The organism is Tropicimonas sp. IMCC34043, assembly GCF_003390845.1.
GTDB lineage: Bacteria > Pseudomonadota > Alphaproteobacteria > Rhodobacterales > Rhodobacteraceae > Tropicimonas.
In genome coordinates this window covers 1,046,260-1,062,056 of record NZ_QMEK01000001.1, presented here as the reverse complement: position 1 = coordinate 1,062,056, position 15,797 = coordinate 1,046,260, and the positions used below count along the sequence as shown (strand labels likewise).

Genomic DNA, 15,797 nt, shown 5'->3' with positions numbered 1-15,797 from the left:
GTCTAGAGCGCCAGCCGGTCGGCAAGCTGCAGCCGTTCGCCCCCCGGCAGCTCGGTGCCCAGCCCGATCAGGCGCGCGGCGTCGAGTGTGGCGGCGAACCAGGCGGCAAGCCCGCCGGGGTCGCGCGGCCCCGCCTCGGGCGCGCGCACGGCGTCGAGCACGATCTTCGAGGGCGCCCAGACCACGATGCGGCCGGCGTGGATCGCATGGGTAATCTCGGTCCGCGTGCCGACCACCAGACAGCGGCGGTCGCGCGCGGCCAGAACCCAGGCATTCTGCTCGAGCGCCAGCAGGTCGATCCGGCGCTGCGGCAGCGCCATGCCGGCCTCGGGCAGCGGCGTGTCGGGCAGGCCCACGGTCAGCACCACGGGTCGGTGCAAAGCCTCGAGCTGGTCGAGCCAGCCGGGCAGCCGGGGATCGGTTATGGCGGCATTCGCAAGATAGAGAACCAGCGGCTGCGGCATCGGCTCGGCTGCGGGCTCTGCCGCCGGCTGACCCTCGCGGCGGCGCTCGATCTCGACCCCCAGCGCAAAGGGACCGCGGTCGAGCTTTTCGATCCGCACAAAGACCCGCAGCGCCCGCGGTTCGGCCAGCAGGATCTCGGCGATGCGTTCGGCCAGGGTCTCGAGCAGGCTCAGGCGTTCCTCGGACAGCGCCCGGTCGACCGCGCCGACGATGCTGTCATAGCTCAGGATCCGGTCCACATCGTCGGCTAGCGGCGCCGCGGCGGCGCGCACCTCGACCACGATGTTGAACCGCAGCCGCTGGCGGATGCCGCGTTCTTCCTGAAAGGCGCCGATCTCGACCGGGCAAACATAATCGCGCAGAGAGATCCGGTCCTGCGAGATCGCCTCGGGCGAGGTCGCAGCGGCGCGGGCATCAGGGTGCGCAAAGGCAAGCTGGGAATCGGATGTCATGGCCGCTTCATGCCACAGCAGGCGCGAAAAGCCACGCGCGCTTTCCACGCTGTCCGGCCGCAGGCGGCCGGATCAGGACCGGGAGTTGCGATAGAAATGGTGCGCGCCGATTGTCGCCGTCAGGGCGAATTTCCGCGACCACGAGGGACGGACACCCAGCGTGTGATAGAAGGTTGCGCCCTCGGTCAGCGCCCGCGGCGCCCCGTCGAGCATCACCCGGGCGATCTTGCCCACCCGCGCATAGGCCTTGGGTTCGGAAATCGTCTCGGCCCGGCCGTCGCAGGTATAGGTGAACTGGCACTGATAGCGCTTGCCCGTGCCCTGTTTGACCACGCCGCAGACCGAATTTGGAAACGCCGGGCTCGACACCCGGTTCAGGATCACCTCGGCCACCGCGAACTGGCCCTTCACGCTTTCGCCGCGGGCCTCGAAATACAGCGCCTCGGCCAGGCATTGCCATTGCGCGCCGCCGTTTGCCTTCGGCAACTGGTCGAGCCAGGAGCGGTCGTATCTGACGAAATGGGCGGCCAACCCCTCGGGCCGCGGTTTTGCCCGTTCGCTGAACGCCGGGCTCAAGGCGCTCAGATGCTCGGGCCCGAGCATCTCGATCGCCCGGTTCTCCGAGCCGATCATCGCCTCGAGCTGTTCATCGGCGCCGGCCGGACCCTCGACGATCGAGGTCGGATCGGTGGAGGTCGAAAGCCGACTCTCCGCACCGGCCAGCCCGGGGTTCGACAGCACGCCAAACGCGAGCAGAACAGCGAGGATCCTGAGTTCCGGCATGGGTCCTTAATCGTTAAGACGCGTTAACCGCGCCGACCCAACGCCGATAAACCGAGTCACGCGGCGGTGTAAATCCTCGGACCATGAACAAAACCGCTCGCATCCCCACAGATGCGACGAAAAGTTCGCAAAATTGAACAGAACTCAGCGGATTTTTGCCACCCCGGCGGATTTTCGCAAATTTCCGGGCAGCGACCTCACTCGGTGGCGGCAGCGGCCGCGCGGGCGGTAAGGGTCAGCCGGGCGGCGGCAAGCCGCGCCACCGGCACCCGGAATGGCGAGCACGACACATAATCGAAGCCCGCCTCGCGGCAGAAGGCGATGGTCTCGGGATGGCCGCCGTGTTCGCCGCAGACCGACAACGTGATCCCGGGATCGGTGCGGCGCCCGCGTTCGGCACCAATCAGCAGCAGCTCGCCGACGCCGTCGCGGTCGAGCGTATGGAACGGGTCTTCGGGGAAGACACCCTCGCGCACATAGATCGACATGAACCGCCCGGCGTCGTCGCGCGACAGCCCATAGGTCATCTGGGTCAGGTCGTTGGTTCCGAAACTGAGGAAGTCCGCATATTCGGCGATCTCGCCGGCGCGCAGCGCGGCGCGCGGCGTCTCGACCATGACGCCCAGCCGATAGGTCACCTTGGCGCCGGACTCGACCTGCACCGCCGCAGCGACCCGGTCGATCCGGGTCTTGACCAGTTCGACCTCGCGCCGGGCCGAGACCAGCGGGATCATGATCTCGGGCACGACGGGAGCCGCCGCATCGCGGTTTGCCACCACCGCCGCCTCGAAGATCGCGCGCACCTGCATGTCGTAGATCTCGGGGAAGGTCACGCCAAGGCGTACCCCCCGCAGCCCCAGCATCGGGTTGAACTCTGTCATCGCCTCGACCCGTTCCATCACCCGGCTGATCGGCAGGTCGAGCGCCTCGGCCATCGCCATCTGGCCGTCACGGTCGTTCGGCAGGAACTCGTGCAGCGGCGGGTCGAACAGGCGGATGCAGACCGGCAGGCCGGCCATGATGCGGAACAGATCGACAAAATCCGCCCGCTGCATCGGCAGCAGGCGTTCGAGCGCCACCTCGCGGTCGACCGCGGTGTCGGCAAAGATCATCTCGCGCATGACCGTCAGGCGCGCGGGTTCAAAGAACATGTGTTCGGTCCGGCACAGCCCGATGCCGTCGGCCGCAAAGCGGTGCGCCACGCGGGCGTCGTCGGGCGTGTCGGCGTTGGCGCGGATGCCGATGTCGCGCACCTCGTCGGCCCAGCCCATCAGGGTCTGGAATGGCGCGTCGAGGGCGGGTTCCAGCATCGGCATGGTGCCGGCCAGCGCCTGGCCGGTGGTGCCATCGACCGTGACCATGTCGCCTTCGCTGAACACGCGGCCATCGGCGGTGGTCAGCGTCCGCTTGCGTGTCGACAGGTGCAGCCCGGCGGCGCCGACGATGCAGGGCAGCCCGAGGCCGCGGGCGATCACCGCGGCGTGGCTGACCATGCCGCCGCGTTCGGTAATGATCGCCTCGGCCGCGTGCATCCCGCGCACGTCCTCGGGCGTCGTCTCGCGCCGGATCAGCACGCAGGGGATCTCCTGCGCCGCGCAGGTCTGGGCGGCACGGGACGAGAACACCAGCTGACCCGAGGCCGCGCCGGGACTGGCCCCGATGCCGGTCAGGATCACGTCCCGCTCTGCGGTCGGGTCGATCTGATGGTGCAGCATCTCGCCCAGCGAATGCGGATCGACGCGCAACAGCGCCTCCTCGCGGCTGATGATCCCGTCTGCCTGCAGCCGGACCGCAGCGGTCAGGTTGGCCTGGGCATTCATCCCCGCCACCACGGCGTCGAGCACCGCGAGTTCGCCGTTGGTCACGGTGAACTTCAGATCCATCTCCTGGCGCAGGCGGGCACGGCAGGTTTCGGCGAATTCCACCAGCCGGGCGAAGTGTTCGGGCGCCCAGTCCTGCAGCGACCGCCCGTCGGGCGCCGAGATCAGCGGCAGCACCTCGGCCAGATGCCCGGCATAGCCGCGGTCGAGCGACTTGCATTTATAAAGCCCGCCGACCTGGCGGGTGCCGATCACTCCGTCGACCAGCCGGATCCGGCCCGAGCCGCTTTCGCCATGGCCGATCCCCGGCGCCATTTCCTGCACCACGAAGCCGAGGCCCGCATCGACCGGCGCACCGCGGGCCTGACGCAGCAGCCGGGCCGAGACGCCCTCCCAGGCCCGCGCCATCGAGCGCAGCACTTCCAGAAGCTGGCGGTCGGGTTCTTGCGGGAACGGCTCGTCGGTTTCGGCCTCGAAGGCGGTCAGCGATGCCTCGACCGGATCGGCCGCTTCGGCCGCCTCGTCAAAGGGCTCGGGGTCGAGCCGCGCGACCTCGATCGCGAAACGGTGGATATAGCGGACATAAAGCCGGCGCGCGACCTCATCGCCAAGGCGCCCCGCAAGCTCGGCGCAGAGCGCATCGTTCATCCCGATGTTCAGGATCGCCCCCGGCCCGCCCCAGTCGGGATCGCCGCTGGAGGGCCGGACCGAGACCCGCGGCGTGGGTCCGAAGACCGCCAGCAGCCGGGCGCAATCGGGACGATAGCCGTCGGCGATGCGATGCACGGTGTCGAACGAGACGGCAGCCGAGCGCGGCACCGGAAGGCCAAGCCGGATCAGCCTTTGCAGGCATTTCGCCCGGCCGCCGTGGGTCGCATCTGCGATCTCGGCGGTCGGCGTGATCAGCGTGAAATCGCGGAACTCCCCGGCATGCTGCACTGCGGCATTCCTCTCATGGCCGGCGAGATCATACGTCAGTCCTGCAGTCCGGCAAGCGCGACGTTGGTGCTATGCTACACCGTACCCTAACTGCCACAGGCCCGGCAATAGTCGGCTCAGCCCTCGATCCGGGTCAGATCGGCCGCGGACAGACAGATCTGGCGGATCCTGTGCAGCAGGTTCAAGCGGTTGCGCCGCACGATCTGATTTTCGGCATTGACCTGCACCGCCTCGAAGAAGGCATCGATCGGCGCGCGCAACGACGCCATGGCTGCCATGGCCGAGGCGAAATCCTCGGCCGCGATGGCGCCCTCGATCGCCACTTCGGCCGAATCAAGGGCGGCGAACAGCGCCTTTTCCTCGTCGCTCTCGGCGAACTTGATGTCGGGCCCGAACTCATAGGCCACCCCGTCCTCGGCCTCGGCCTGGGTCAGGATGTTGTTGGACCGCTTGAAGCCCTGCAACAGGTTGCCGCCATCCTCGGTCCTCAGGAACGCCGAAAGCGCCCGGGCACGGGTGACCAGCAGCGTCAGGTCGTCGTTGCCGGGCAAGGCGAGGCAGGCGTCGATCACGTCGTGGCGGATACCCTCGTCGCGGAGGAAGACCTTGAGGCGGTCGTGGAAGAAGGAGAGGAGGTCGGAAACGACGCTCTCTTCGGGCTCTTTTGGTCGATAGTTGATAAGGTTGCCGCGGTCGTCCGATTCCGCGATGGCGGTGTTGCAGTAGGCCGCCGTAAAGCAGCCAGCGTACCCGCGGGCAGCCACCTTGGCGAGCGATAGGCGGCGCCCATTTTCCAGCAACAACCGGATCACCCCCAACGCCGCCCGCCGCAGCGCAAACGGGTCCTTCGATCCGGTCGGCTTCTCGTCAATGGCCCAGAAGCCGGTGAGCGTATCGAGCTTGTCGGCCAGCGCCACGGCGACCGACACCGGGGCGGTCGGCACGTCGTCCGAGGGGCCGAGTGGCGAGTAATGTTCCTTGCAGGCCGCAGCGACCTCGGGCGCAAGGCCCGCGGCGCGGGCGTAGTAGCTGCCCATGGTGCCCTGCAGTTCAGGGAACTCATAGACCATTTCCGAACTGAGGTCGGCCTTGGCCACCTGTGCGGCTTGCTCGGCCAGCTCGGGATCGGCCCCGACCAGCGGCGCAATCTCGCTGGCCAGTGCCGCGATCCGGTCGATCCGCGCCTTCTGTGACCCGAGCTTGTTGTGGAAGGTGACGTTTTCGAGGCTGTCCAGCCACGGCGCCATCCCGGCATTGGCGACCCGCAGGTCGTTTTCCCAGAAGAACTTGGCGTCCGACAGCCGCGCCGCCAGCACCTTGCGGTTGCCGGAAAGGATCGTCGCGCCATGGTCCGCGGTCTCAACATTGGCGACGGTGACGAATTTCTCGATCCGACCCGACTTGGGGTTCTTCACCGAGAAGAACTTCTGATGCTCGCGCATCGAGGTTTGCAGCACCTCGGGTGGCAGATTGAGGAATTCCTCGCCGATCGGGCCCATCAGAACCACCGGCCATTCGACCAGCCCCGCCACTTCGGCCAGCAGGCCTGCGTCCTCGACGACATCGAGCCCCTGGGCAAAGGCCATGTTGGCCGCGTCGTGCCGGATGTGGTTCGCCCGCTCGGCGGGGTCGAGCATGACGCGGGCGCGCTTCAGCGCGGCCACATAGTCATCGAAACCGCTGACGGCAAAGCCGTCGGGTGCCATGAACCGGTGTCCCACGGTCGCGTCCCCCGCAACCAGCCCGTCGATCTGCAGCGGCACCACCGCGGTCCCGCTGGCTGTGTCGGTCAGGATGCACAGGATCCCGTGCAACGGCCGCACCCAGCGCAGCGTGCCCGCACCCCACCGCATCGACTTTGGCCAGGGGAAGGTCCGGATGGCGGTTTCGAGCACCTCGGCCACGATCTCGGCCGCCGGACGGCCCGGTTTGGTGATCTTGGCGAACCAGACCTGCCCCTTCTTGTCGTCGCGCGCCTCAAGCTGGTCCTTGCTGAGCCCCGTCGCACGCAGAAAACCGTCCAGCGCCTTTTCCGGCGCGTCGACCCGGGGGCCTTTGCGTTCCTCGATCAGCGTCGGGCTTTCGGCGGTCAGCCCCTCGACCGTCAGGGTCAGGCGCCGCGGCGTCGCGAAGGCCTCGGCCGAGGCATAGGTCAGCCCCGCCTCGACCAGCCCGTCTGTCACCAGCTTCTTCAGGTCGGCGCCGGCGCGTCCCTGCATCCGGGCAGGAATTTCTTCGGACAGGAGTTCGATCAGCAGATCGGGCATGACGGCACCTCAGAACGGGAGGAAGAACTGGATCGCGAAAGAGTCACGATGTCGATGAAGAAGGCCGAGACCAGCGGCAGCACCCCGAAGGCCATCGGCGACGGGCCATAGCGCTTGGTCACTGCGGTGGTGACCGACGCGAAGGCGTCGAGCGCAAGAGGTTCGGTCAATGCGCGATCTCCCCGTTGACCTGATGCCAGACAAAGCCGCGGCCATCCGGCAGCACGGCCACCACGCGGTCGACGCCGCGGTGGATGTCGGCGGTACCGAGGAATGCCCTGGCCTGCCCGGACTCGAGCGCCGCGCCGACCATCTTGGCGTCGAAACATTCGAACCAGAACGGGGCGTTCAGCGGCTCGGCCGCGGGATAGGGCCGATAGCTTGCTTCCAGATCCGCCAGGGCGAGCTGCGTCGTGAAACAGGCCCGATAACGGATCGGCGAGGAACTGGCGTCGATGGCCTGAACCCCGGCCGCCGGGATCGGCGCGACGCCGCCCGCAAGGGCGGTCAGCGCGATCTCGTCCGCAGCCGGTTCGACCCTGCGGTAATAGTAGAATTCCTGAAAATAATAGACCGCCACCCCGAACAGCAGCGCAATGACGACGATGCCGCCGGCGATGATCTTGCCGCTCATGCGCAGGTCCTCGGCAGTTGTCCGGCAAGCGGGCTCCGAATGGGGGAATTGCTGACGGTTGTCACGACGGCTGCCAGCCCCCGGCCTCGGTCGTCACGAAAGCGTCGGCGCAAAGCTTTGCCAGCGTCCGCACCCGGCCGATATAGGCCTGCCGTTCGGTGACCGAGATCACGCCGCGCGCGTCGAGCAGGTTGAAGATGTGGCTGGCCTTGATGCACTGGTCATAGGCGGGATGCGCCATGACGATGCGCTTGCCGGTCTTCGGGTCGACCTCGGGCTGGCCGAGGATGAAGGCGCAATGCGCCTCGGCCTCTTCGAACTGTTTCAGCAGCACCTCGGTATTGGCCACGTCAAAGTTCCAGCGGCTGTATTCGGCCTCGGTCTGGCGGAAGATATCGCCGTAGGTCAGCGGGATCGGCGCGTCGGGAGCGTTGAACGGCATGTCCATGACGTGATCGACGCCAAGCACATACATCGCCAGCCGTTCCAGCCCATAGGTCAGTTCGCCCGAAACCGGGTGACAGTCATGCCCGCCGACCTGCTGGAAATAGGTGAACTGGCTGACCTCCATGCCGTCGCACCAGACCTCCCAGCCCAGCCCCCAGGCCCCCAGTGTCGGGCTTTCCCAGTCATCCTCGACAAAGCGGATGTCGTGCAGCGCCATGTCGATGCCGATGGCCTGAAGGCTGCCCAGATAGAGCGTCTGCAGCTCGGGCGGGCTGGGTTTGATCAGCACCTGGTACTGATAGTAATGCTGCATACGGTTCGGGTTTTCGCCATAGCGGCCGTCGGTCGGCCGCCGCGAGGGCTGGACATAGGCCGCGGCCCAGGGGGTCGAGCCGAGCGAGCGCAGCGTTGTCGCCGGGTGAAAGGTCCCTGCCCCGACTTCCATGTCATAGGGCTGCAGGATCGCACAGCCCTTCGACGCCCAATAGGACTGAAGCCGCAGGATCACGTCCTGAAAACAGGTGGGTCGGGTCGTCTGGGTCATGGCGCTGCCCCCGGGGTCTTGGTGTTGCCGCGCCTCAATAGGCGCGGGCCGCGAGCGGGTCAATCAAGCCGAGGGGCATTGCGACGGGCCTGACATGCCCCGACGCGATGCAACCGGGTCACGTTGCGGCGAAACCGGGTCCCGGAATGGTGGATTGGCACTGCGGCGGCGGGCCTGTCTGGTATCGTTGCCTCTGCGTCCGTTGCGACGCATCCCCGAACTGCATCCGGACCCATAATTTGCCGATCCCCCGCCGTTTCCCGACGCCCCCCACCCTGCTTTCAACCGCCCTTGCCTTGATCTGGCTTTGCACCCCGGCCGGGGCCCAGCAGACCGTCTGGGTTCAACTCGAATCCGCGCGCACGCTGGCGCTGGCGCAGTCGCGTGCCCGCGATTATGCCGGCGAGTTCCGCAATATCGGCGGCTTTCGGGTCGACAACGGCTGGTACGCCATCGCGCTTGGTCCCTACGAGCCCGAGACCGCGGCCGAACAACTCGCAGCGCTTCGGGGCGCGGGACGGATCCCGTCTGACGCCTTCGTCGCCGAGCCCGATGCCTATGGTCTGCAGTTCTGGCCGGTCGGCGCCAATAGTCTGAACGCCCCGCCCGTCGTCCCCGAGCGCCAGTCGGCCGCCCTGCCCGCGGCGCCCGACGCTGCCGCGGGCCTGCCGGACAGAGCCGCCATGGAGGCCGCCGTAAACGCCGCGATGAAGAACGGCCCCGACGCAGCAAAGCAGGACGAAACCGTGCGCGAGGCCCAGGCCAGCGAGGCGCTGCTCGACCTTGCGGGGCGCCAGCAGATCCAGGAAGCGCTGAAATGGGCCGGGGTCTATGACGGTCAGATCGACGGCGCCTTTGGCCCCGGCACCCGCCGCGCCATGGTCGACTGGCAGAACGCGCAGGGTCACACCCCGACCGGTATCCTGACCACGTCGCAACGCGCTGAACTGATCGACCAGTATCAGGCCGTGTTCCGCGAATTCGGCCTGACCGAGCTGCGCGACGACGCCGCCGGGATCGAGATCCTGGCGCCGATGGCCAAGCTTGCCCAAGCCGGCACCGAGGCGCCCTTCGTCCGCTATGACGGCAAGGACGGGCTGCAACTGGTCCTGATCAGCCAGAGCGGCAGCGCAAAAACGCTCGCAGCGCTCTACGATGTGCTGCAGACGCTGGAAATCGTGCCGACCGAGGGCTTTCGCGAATTGAAGGACGACAGCTTCGTGTTGACCGGACAATCCGCCGATCTGAACTCCTACACCTATGCGGTGGTCTCGGATGGCGCGGTCAAGGGATTCACGCTGGCCTGGACCCCGCGGCGCGATGCAGCGATGCAGCGCATCGCCGAGGCCATGCAGGCCTCGTTCCGCCCCGTTCCCGGGGTCGTGCTGCCCGACAATGCCGGCCTCGGCAATGGCGAAGGTCAGAGCATCGACCTTCTGTCGGGGCTCGAGATCCGCCGCCCCGAACGGACCCGCAGCGGGTTCTATGTCGACGCAACGGGCACGGTGCTGACCACGACCGATCTGCTTGCCGGGTGCAGCAAGCTGACCATCGGCCCCGAGACCGAGGCGCAGGTGACGGCCGTGGACAAGACGCTGGGTCTGGCCCTGCTGGTCCCCGTCGAGCCGCTGGTGCCGATCGATGTGGCGCGGTTCCGCGCCAAGGTTCCGCGGCTCGGGACCGACGTGACGGTGGCGGGGTTTTCCTATGGCGACGTGCTCGACCTGCCGGTGATGAGCTATGGCCAGCTTCAGGACATCCGCGGACTGAACGGCGAAACCTCGCTTGACCGGCTGCATCTGGTGGCGATGGAAAGCGACGCCGGCGGGCCGGTCTTCGGCCCCGAGGGCGCGGTGCTGGGGATGCTGCAGGCACGCCCGGACGCGGCTGAACGACAGCTACCGGCGGACGTGAACTTTGCCGTCGATGTTCTTGCAATCGCCGATTTTCTGGACCGCTCCGGGCTGACGCCGATGGCCTCGGACAGCATTGATGCAATGGCCCCCGAAGACATCGCGGCGCTTGCTGGAAACGTCACTGTTTCGCTCAGCTGCTGGAAGTGACGGGTTGCCGGCGGGCGCCGGCAACGCATGACCTTGCGCGGACACTGCATCCGCGCGTCCCGTCACGGACGGTCCACGTGGACGCCCCTGAGCCGCTCGGGGCCGTGACGCCGCCGCGCCGTTTCCGCTCGGCTGGCGCGCCGGGTCAGGGCACGCCCTCGGGCCGGGCGCGCCATTTGCTGGGATCAGCTTACCACTCGCCGACGCGCTGCATCGTCGTCCGGGCCATCCTCGGATCCGAAGTCCTCATCGAAGTCGTCGGTATCGTCGGCCAGCGTGTCTTCGTCTTCGGTCTCGTCGATGTCGTTTGACAAACCGCCTTCGGCTTCGGCCAGGTTGAACAGGCTGCGATAGATCGGATAGTTCGCCAGCAGGTTCTCGTGGGTGTCGAGCGCCACCAGACGGCCGCCTTCCAGGAGCATGATCCGGTCGACCCAGTTCAGCGTTGCAGGCCGGTGGGTGACGAACAGCATCGTCCGGTCGGGCCGCGAGGCGATCACCTTCTGCACGATTTCACGCTCGTTCTCGCCGTCGAGCGCGCTTGTGGCCTCGTCGAAGATATAGACCTTGGCTTCCTTCAGCAGCGCCCGGGCAATGCCGACGCGCTGTTTCTGCCCGCCCGACAACTGGTTGCCCTTCGGTCCGACCTCGGAGTCGAGCCCCTTGGGCAGTGCCGCCGCCAGTTCATCGAGCATGGCCAGATGCGCGGCCAGTTCGACCGCTTCGCGGCTGGCGTCGCGATTGCCATCGAGGATGTTCTCGCGGATCGAACCTTCGAACAGGAACACCTCCTGCGACAGCAGCGCCACGCTTTCGCGCAGGGACTCCACCGTGACATCGCGCAGGTCGACCCCGCCGATCATCACCCGCCCGGCGGTCGGGTCGAAGAAGCGCTGTACAAGGTCGATGGTTGTCGTCTTGCCGGCACCGGACCGCCCGACAATCGCGATCTTCTCGCCCGGCTTCAGCTCGAAGTCGACGTTGATCAAGGCCGGGATCTTGTGGCCGTAGTGGAACGAAACATTGTCGAAGCGCAGCGTCGCGGGCCGGTCCGCCAGGCTTTCGGTGCCGTCGAGCTTGCGCGCCGGCGGGGCATCGACCAACCGGTACATGTTTTCGACCTGCACGAGTTGCTGCTGGATGTCGACAAACGCCTTCGACAGGCGCTCGGCCGGCTGATAGGCCAGCAGAAAGGCGGTGATGAAGGCGGTGAACTCGCCCGGGGTCTTGCCGTTCGCGACGGTCTGCCAGCTTGCATACATTACGAACATGCCGATGACGACGCCGCCCAGAAGCTGCATCGACGGCACGGTCGCAGCGGTCCACCGTGCAATGCTGAGCACCCGGTTCTCGAGGTCCATGACCGCATCGGCGAAGCGAAGACGCGAGCGATCCTCGAGCCCATAGCTCTTGACCGTCTTGATCCCCTCGAAGGTCTCGGAGCCGATCGAATACATCGCCCCCGAAAGCTCTGTTTCCGACTTGGCCACCTTCTTGATCTGCCGCGACAGCCAGCCCACCAGCAGGAAGATCACCGGGAACAGCGTGGCCGAGAAGATCGACATGCCGGGATCCTGCATCACCATGACACTGACAAGGCCGATCAGGATGAGCGCATCGCTCAGCATGTTGTTCGAGACCCGCAGCACGATCGTCGCAGCCGCGCGCCCGAACATCAGGACCTGGTTCATCATCTTGGCGGGATGGACGCCGGTGAAGGTGGCAACATCCCTTCCGATCAGCGTCTCGAACACAAGACGTGTATAATGAGAGGCAATGGAGCGGTTCAGCATCTTGCCGACCACGGTGTTGCCATAGTCCGACAGGGCGGCGCCGAACGACACCCCGATCACCAACAACGACACACTCCAGGCCCGCGACAGGTTGCCCGCCACGAAGACCTCGTTGACGATCAGCTTGGTGGAATAGGCAAGCGCCGAGGTAAAGCTCGCGACCCCGATCATGAAGGCCAGCGACAGCAGATAGAGCCGCCAACGCGGCGGGATCGATTCTGTCAGCAGCCGTCGTATCAGCTTGGCGTCTTCGGGCTCGATTTTCGATTTGGCTTTTTTCTTGGCCATGCGTCCTTGTCCGATCTCCGGATGGAATCATCGCGCGACATCAGGTGCGGCAGCGGCAATTGCCGGGAAGTCTCACGCCATCCATTCGCCATCCCGTTCGTTCACCGGGTTTAGTGGAGCCTCCGAGTGGGGGCAAACGCTTTCTCGCGTCTGCGAGGCTCGCCCGCGTCCCGGCGGACGCAAGGGTCGGGCACAACCGCCGGCGCCACTTTCTACGCTGCCTTATGGCGACACGCGCGACCGTCGCTCTTGAAAGGCATGCCGATTTCGGCGTATCTGGCGCCAAATGCCCCTATAGCTCAGCTGGTAGAGCATCTGATTTGTAATCAGAGGGTCGGGAGTTCGAGTCTCTCTGGGGGCACCATCTCGCTTTTTGGCATTGAAATTCCTGCTAACGCCCAGAATTAAAAGGCGAATTGTGGAGCCCCATACACTCCATTCGGGTGGCAGCTCGGAGGCTCCGCGAAAGCCAAACGAGGCACTGTCAACACTCCCCAAAGGACCAATTCCCGAACAGAGCGAAAAAACTGCGAACTCCGAGGCAAGCGGGTCGGGCCAAAAGCGAGGGGCTGCCCCCTCGCCTCCGGTTCCCGCGACCGCGCCGGAACTCAATAGATCTTCGGCACATAGAGCTCGTCGGGCAGCACCTTGCGTTCGTAGTCGGGGTTATACTCCCGCTCGGGCAGCACCACCTTCTCGGCCTCGACCGGTTCATAGGGGATCTTTGTCAGGATGTGTTCGATGCAGTTCAGCCGCTCGCGTTTCTTGTCGTTGCCCTCGACGATGTACCAGGGCGCCTCGGGGATGTTCGTGCGCGCGAACATGTCCTCCTTGGCCATGGTATACTGCTCCCAGCGGACGCGGGATTGCAGGTCCATCGGGCTCAGCTTCCACTGCTTCATCGGGTCGTGGATCCGCACCAGGAAGCGAAGCTGCTGTTCGGCATCGGTGATCGAGAACCAGTATTTCAGCAAGATGATGCCATTGCGCACCAGCATCCGCTCGAACTCCGGCACGTCCTGGAAGAACTGCTCGACCTGCGGTTCGGTGGCAAACCCCATCACCCGCTCGACCCCGGCGCGGTTGTACCACGAGCGGTCGAACAGCACGATCTCGCCGCCCGCCGGCAGGTGCGGAACATAGCGCTGGAAATACCACTGGCTCTGCTCGCGCCGGTTCGGGGCGGGCAGCGCCACGGCCCGGCAGGTCCGCGGGTTCAGCCGCTGGGTGATCCGCTTGATCACCCCGCCCTTGCCGGCCGAATCGCGGCCCTCGAACAGGATGCAGACCTTGGCGCCGGTATGTTCGACCCAGTCCTGCATCTTGATCAGTTCGGCCTGCAGGCGCAGCAGGTTGGAGAAATAGACCCGGCGGTCGAGCGATTCCGGATGCGCCTTGAGATAGATCTTGCGGATCTCCCGGCTCAGCATCGGTTCGCTGAATTCCATCTCGAAGGTCTCGTCCAGAGTCTCTTCAAGCTCGGATTCGAGCCAGTCGCGGTGCAGGTCATCGAGCGGCAGATCGCTGACGGCCTCGGATATGTCCTCGATCGCGGCGACCAGATCGTTGCGGGGGTCTGCGGGTTTCTCGGGGCTGTCGTTCATGAATCCGTTTCCGTCTCGGGGGCCGCAGCGGCCCGGTCCTGTGATCGTAGATACATGATCATGACCCTACCAGATGTCGGATTCATGTCAGTGCCCGCGAATTGCCGCCGCAGAAGGCCGCCGGTTCAGTGCTCGACCGCCACCCTTTGGCGCAATGCGCCGCTGGCCGCGTCGAAGATCAGGATCTCGTCGCCATTTGTCACCACCGCCCACCAGCCGTCGCCCTGCGTGAAGGCGGTGACGGTTGCGCCCGCCGGCAGTTCCAGCGTATCGGGCAGGACGATGCGCTGTGCGCTGACCGCAGGCCGGGACTTGACCCCGGGAAAGCGGGTTGCGAACAGCACCACCAGAACGCCGATCCCGATGATCATCGTCGCGGTCAGTACCAGAACGAGGCCGCGCAGGAACGCAAGCGTCCGCGCATCCTCCTTGCTGAGGGAAGGGTCATCCATGTCGGGTCCGCTCCGGCTGATCCGGGTCGTGATCGCCGCCGATCCGCCCGCACGTCTTGATAAGGCACTGGCGCGCGACGTGCCAGAGCAAGCCGCGCTCAGCCGCTCGCGGCTGGCCCGGCTGATTGCCGAGGGCTGCGTGCGCCGCGGCGCCGAGGTTCTGCGCGATCAGACCGCCCGCGTCGACGAGGGCGAGGTGATCGAGATTGACCTGCCCGAGACGGTCGCGACCGAAACGCTGTCGCAGGAAATCGCACTCGACATCGTTTTCGAGGATGACGACCTGATCGTCATCGACAAACCGGCCGGCATGGTCGTCCACCCTGCCCCGGGATCGGCCGATGGCACCCTTGTGAATGCGCTGCTGCACCATTGCGGCGAGGCGCTGTCGGGCATCGGCGGCGAACGCCGGCCGGGCATCGTCCACCGGATCGACAAGGAGACTTCGGGCCTGCTCGTGGTCGCCAAGAACGACGCCGCCCACCACGGGCTTGCCGCCCAGTTCGAGGCGCATTCGGTCGACCGCCGCTATCTGGCGCTGGTCCACGGCTGCCCCGACCCGGCCGACCCGCGGCTTGCCGGCCTGCGCGGCATCGCATGGGAGCCGGGCGCCGTGCTGCGCATCACCACCCAGCTCGCCCGCCACCGCCATGACCGGCAGCGCCAGGCGGTGCTGTGGTCGGGCGGCCGCCATGCCGTCACCCGGGCGCGGGTAATCGAGCCATTGGGCTCGCCCACCGCCGCGTCCCTGGTCGAATGCAGGCTGGAAACCGGGCGCACCCATCAGATCCGCGTCCACATGGCCTATGCCGGTCACGGGCTGATCGGCGATCCGACCTATGGCGGCAAGCGAAGGCTGTCGGCAAAGGCGCTTGGGGACGCCGCGGCGGCCGCCGCACAGGCGTTTCCACGTCAGGCGCTGCACGCCGCCACGCTCGGTTTTGTCCATCCGCTCAGCGGCGCGCCGATGGCATTTGAAAGCCCCCTGCCCGACGATCTGGCAACGCTGCTTGCTGCGATGCGGACCCAGCGCGGGTCCGGCTGATCGCAAGCCACTGGGACCCCGTCACATTTCTGAAATGTCCCGCACAACTGCGCGACCGGCCGCGATAGGACTTGCTCCCTGCAAGGGATGCGCTGCAACTGAAGCAGACGATCTTCAAGGGCCGCCTCGGCGCATCCCGCCCAGGACATGGTTGAAAGACCTTGAACCGAACGGTTCAGTTTCTAAATCATATCTTGAGTT

At 66.3% G+C, this 15,797-nt stretch carries 12 protein-coding genes and 1 tRNA gene; 3 read left to right on the top strand and 10 right to left on the bottom strand.

Features of this window, described 5'->3' with window-relative positions; genetic code table 11:
• Window positions 1-2 precede the first annotated feature (2 nt).
• The 7 genes from DQG17_RS04920 to DQG17_RS04890 all read right to left on the bottom strand — a co-directional run bounded on the left by DQG17_RS04920 (window position 3) and on the right by DQG17_RS04890 (window position 8,351).
• Window positions 3-917 (bottom strand): dihydroneopterin aldolase, encoded by a 915-nt coding sequence (locus tag DQG17_RS04920; RefSeq protein WP_116132590.1) that lies wholly within the window; start codon window positions 915-917, stop codon window positions 3-5.
• Window positions 918-989: 72 nt separating this feature from the next.
• Window positions 990-1,700, bottom strand: a complete 711-nt coding sequence (locus tag DQG17_RS04915; RefSeq protein ID WP_116131630.1) for a cell wall hydrolase — start codon at window positions 1,698-1,700, stop codon at window positions 990-992.
• Window positions 1,701-1,897: 197 nt separating this feature from the next.
• The gene (locus DQG17_RS04910; protein ID WP_116131629.1) at window positions 1,898-4,459 is read right to left on the bottom strand and encodes a putative PEP-binding protein; all 2,562 of its coding nucleotides are present in this window, start codon (window positions 4,457-4,459) and stop codon (window positions 1,898-1,900) included.
• 116 nt (window positions 4,460-4,575) lie between these two features.
• A complete protein-coding gene (glyS, locus tag DQG17_RS04905) occupies window positions 4,576-6,726 on the bottom strand; it encodes a glycine--tRNA ligase subunit beta (protein WP_116131628.1) in 2,151 nt (716 codons plus the stop codon).
• Window positions 6,711-6,896 carry a hypothetical protein gene (locus tag DQG17_RS04900; protein ID WP_116131627.1) on the bottom strand — a complete coding sequence of 62 codons (186 nt, stop codon included), beginning with the start codon at window positions 6,894-6,896 and terminating at the stop codon, window positions 6,711-6,713. The genes glyS and DQG17_RS04900 overlap by 16 nt, the downstream gene beginning before the upstream one ends.
• The gene (locus tag DQG17_RS04895; protein ID WP_116131626.1) at window positions 6,893-7,360 is read right to left on the bottom strand and encodes a DUF6446 family protein; all 468 of its coding nucleotides are present in this window, start codon (window positions 7,358-7,360) and stop codon (window positions 6,893-6,895) included. The genes DQG17_RS04900 and DQG17_RS04895 overlap by 4 nt, the downstream gene beginning before the upstream one ends.
• A 61-nt stretch (window positions 7,361-7,421) precedes the next feature.
• Complete coding sequence (locus DQG17_RS04890; RefSeq protein WP_116131625.1) at window positions 7,422-8,351, bottom strand: glycine--tRNA ligase subunit alpha; 930 nt, start codon at window positions 8,349-8,351, stop codon at window positions 7,422-7,424.
• A 239-nt stretch (window positions 8,352-8,590) separates the two neighbouring features.
• On the opposite strand from DQG17_RS04890, the gene DQG17_RS04885 reads away from it, so the two are divergent.
• Entirely contained in the window at window positions 8,591-10,414 is a 1,824-nt protein-coding gene (locus tag DQG17_RS04885; protein ID WP_198666023.1) for a peptidoglycan-binding protein, read from the top strand.
• 185 nt (window positions 10,415-10,599) lie between these two features.
• Here DQG17_RS04885 and DQG17_RS04880 read toward each other — a convergent pair whose 3' ends face one another.
• Window positions 10,600-12,495, bottom strand: a complete 1,896-nt coding sequence (locus DQG17_RS04880) for an ABC transporter ATP-binding protein (protein ID WP_116131623.1) — start codon at window positions 12,493-12,495, stop codon at window positions 10,600-10,602.
• Between the two features lie 288 nt (window positions 12,496-12,783).
• Between DQG17_RS04880 and DQG17_RS04875 the strand changes: the two genes are divergently transcribed.
• Window positions 12,784-12,859, top strand: a tRNA-Thr gene (locus tag DQG17_RS04875).
• Between the two features lie 244 nt (window positions 12,860-13,103).
• Here DQG17_RS04875 and ppk2 read toward each other — a convergent pair.
• Both ppk2 and DQG17_RS04865 read right to left on the bottom strand, forming a co-directional pair.
• A complete protein-coding gene (gene ppk2, locus DQG17_RS04870; RefSeq protein ID WP_116131622.1) occupies window positions 13,104-14,099 on the bottom strand; it encodes a polyphosphate kinase 2 in 996 nt (331 codons plus the stop codon).
• A gap of 125 nt (window positions 14,100-14,224) precedes the next feature.
• Entirely contained in the window at window positions 14,225-14,551 is a 327-nt protein-coding gene (locus DQG17_RS04865) for a DUF6476 family protein (protein WP_116131621.1), read from the bottom strand.
• Between DQG17_RS04865 and DQG17_RS04860 the strand changes: the two genes are divergently transcribed.
• Complete coding sequence (locus DQG17_RS04860; RefSeq protein ID WP_116131620.1) at window positions 14,550-15,596, top strand: pseudouridine synthase; 1,047 nt, start codon at window positions 14,550-14,552, stop codon at window positions 15,594-15,596. The genes DQG17_RS04865 and DQG17_RS04860 overlap by 2 nt on opposite strands.
• Window positions 15,597-15,797: the final 201 nt, after the last annotated feature.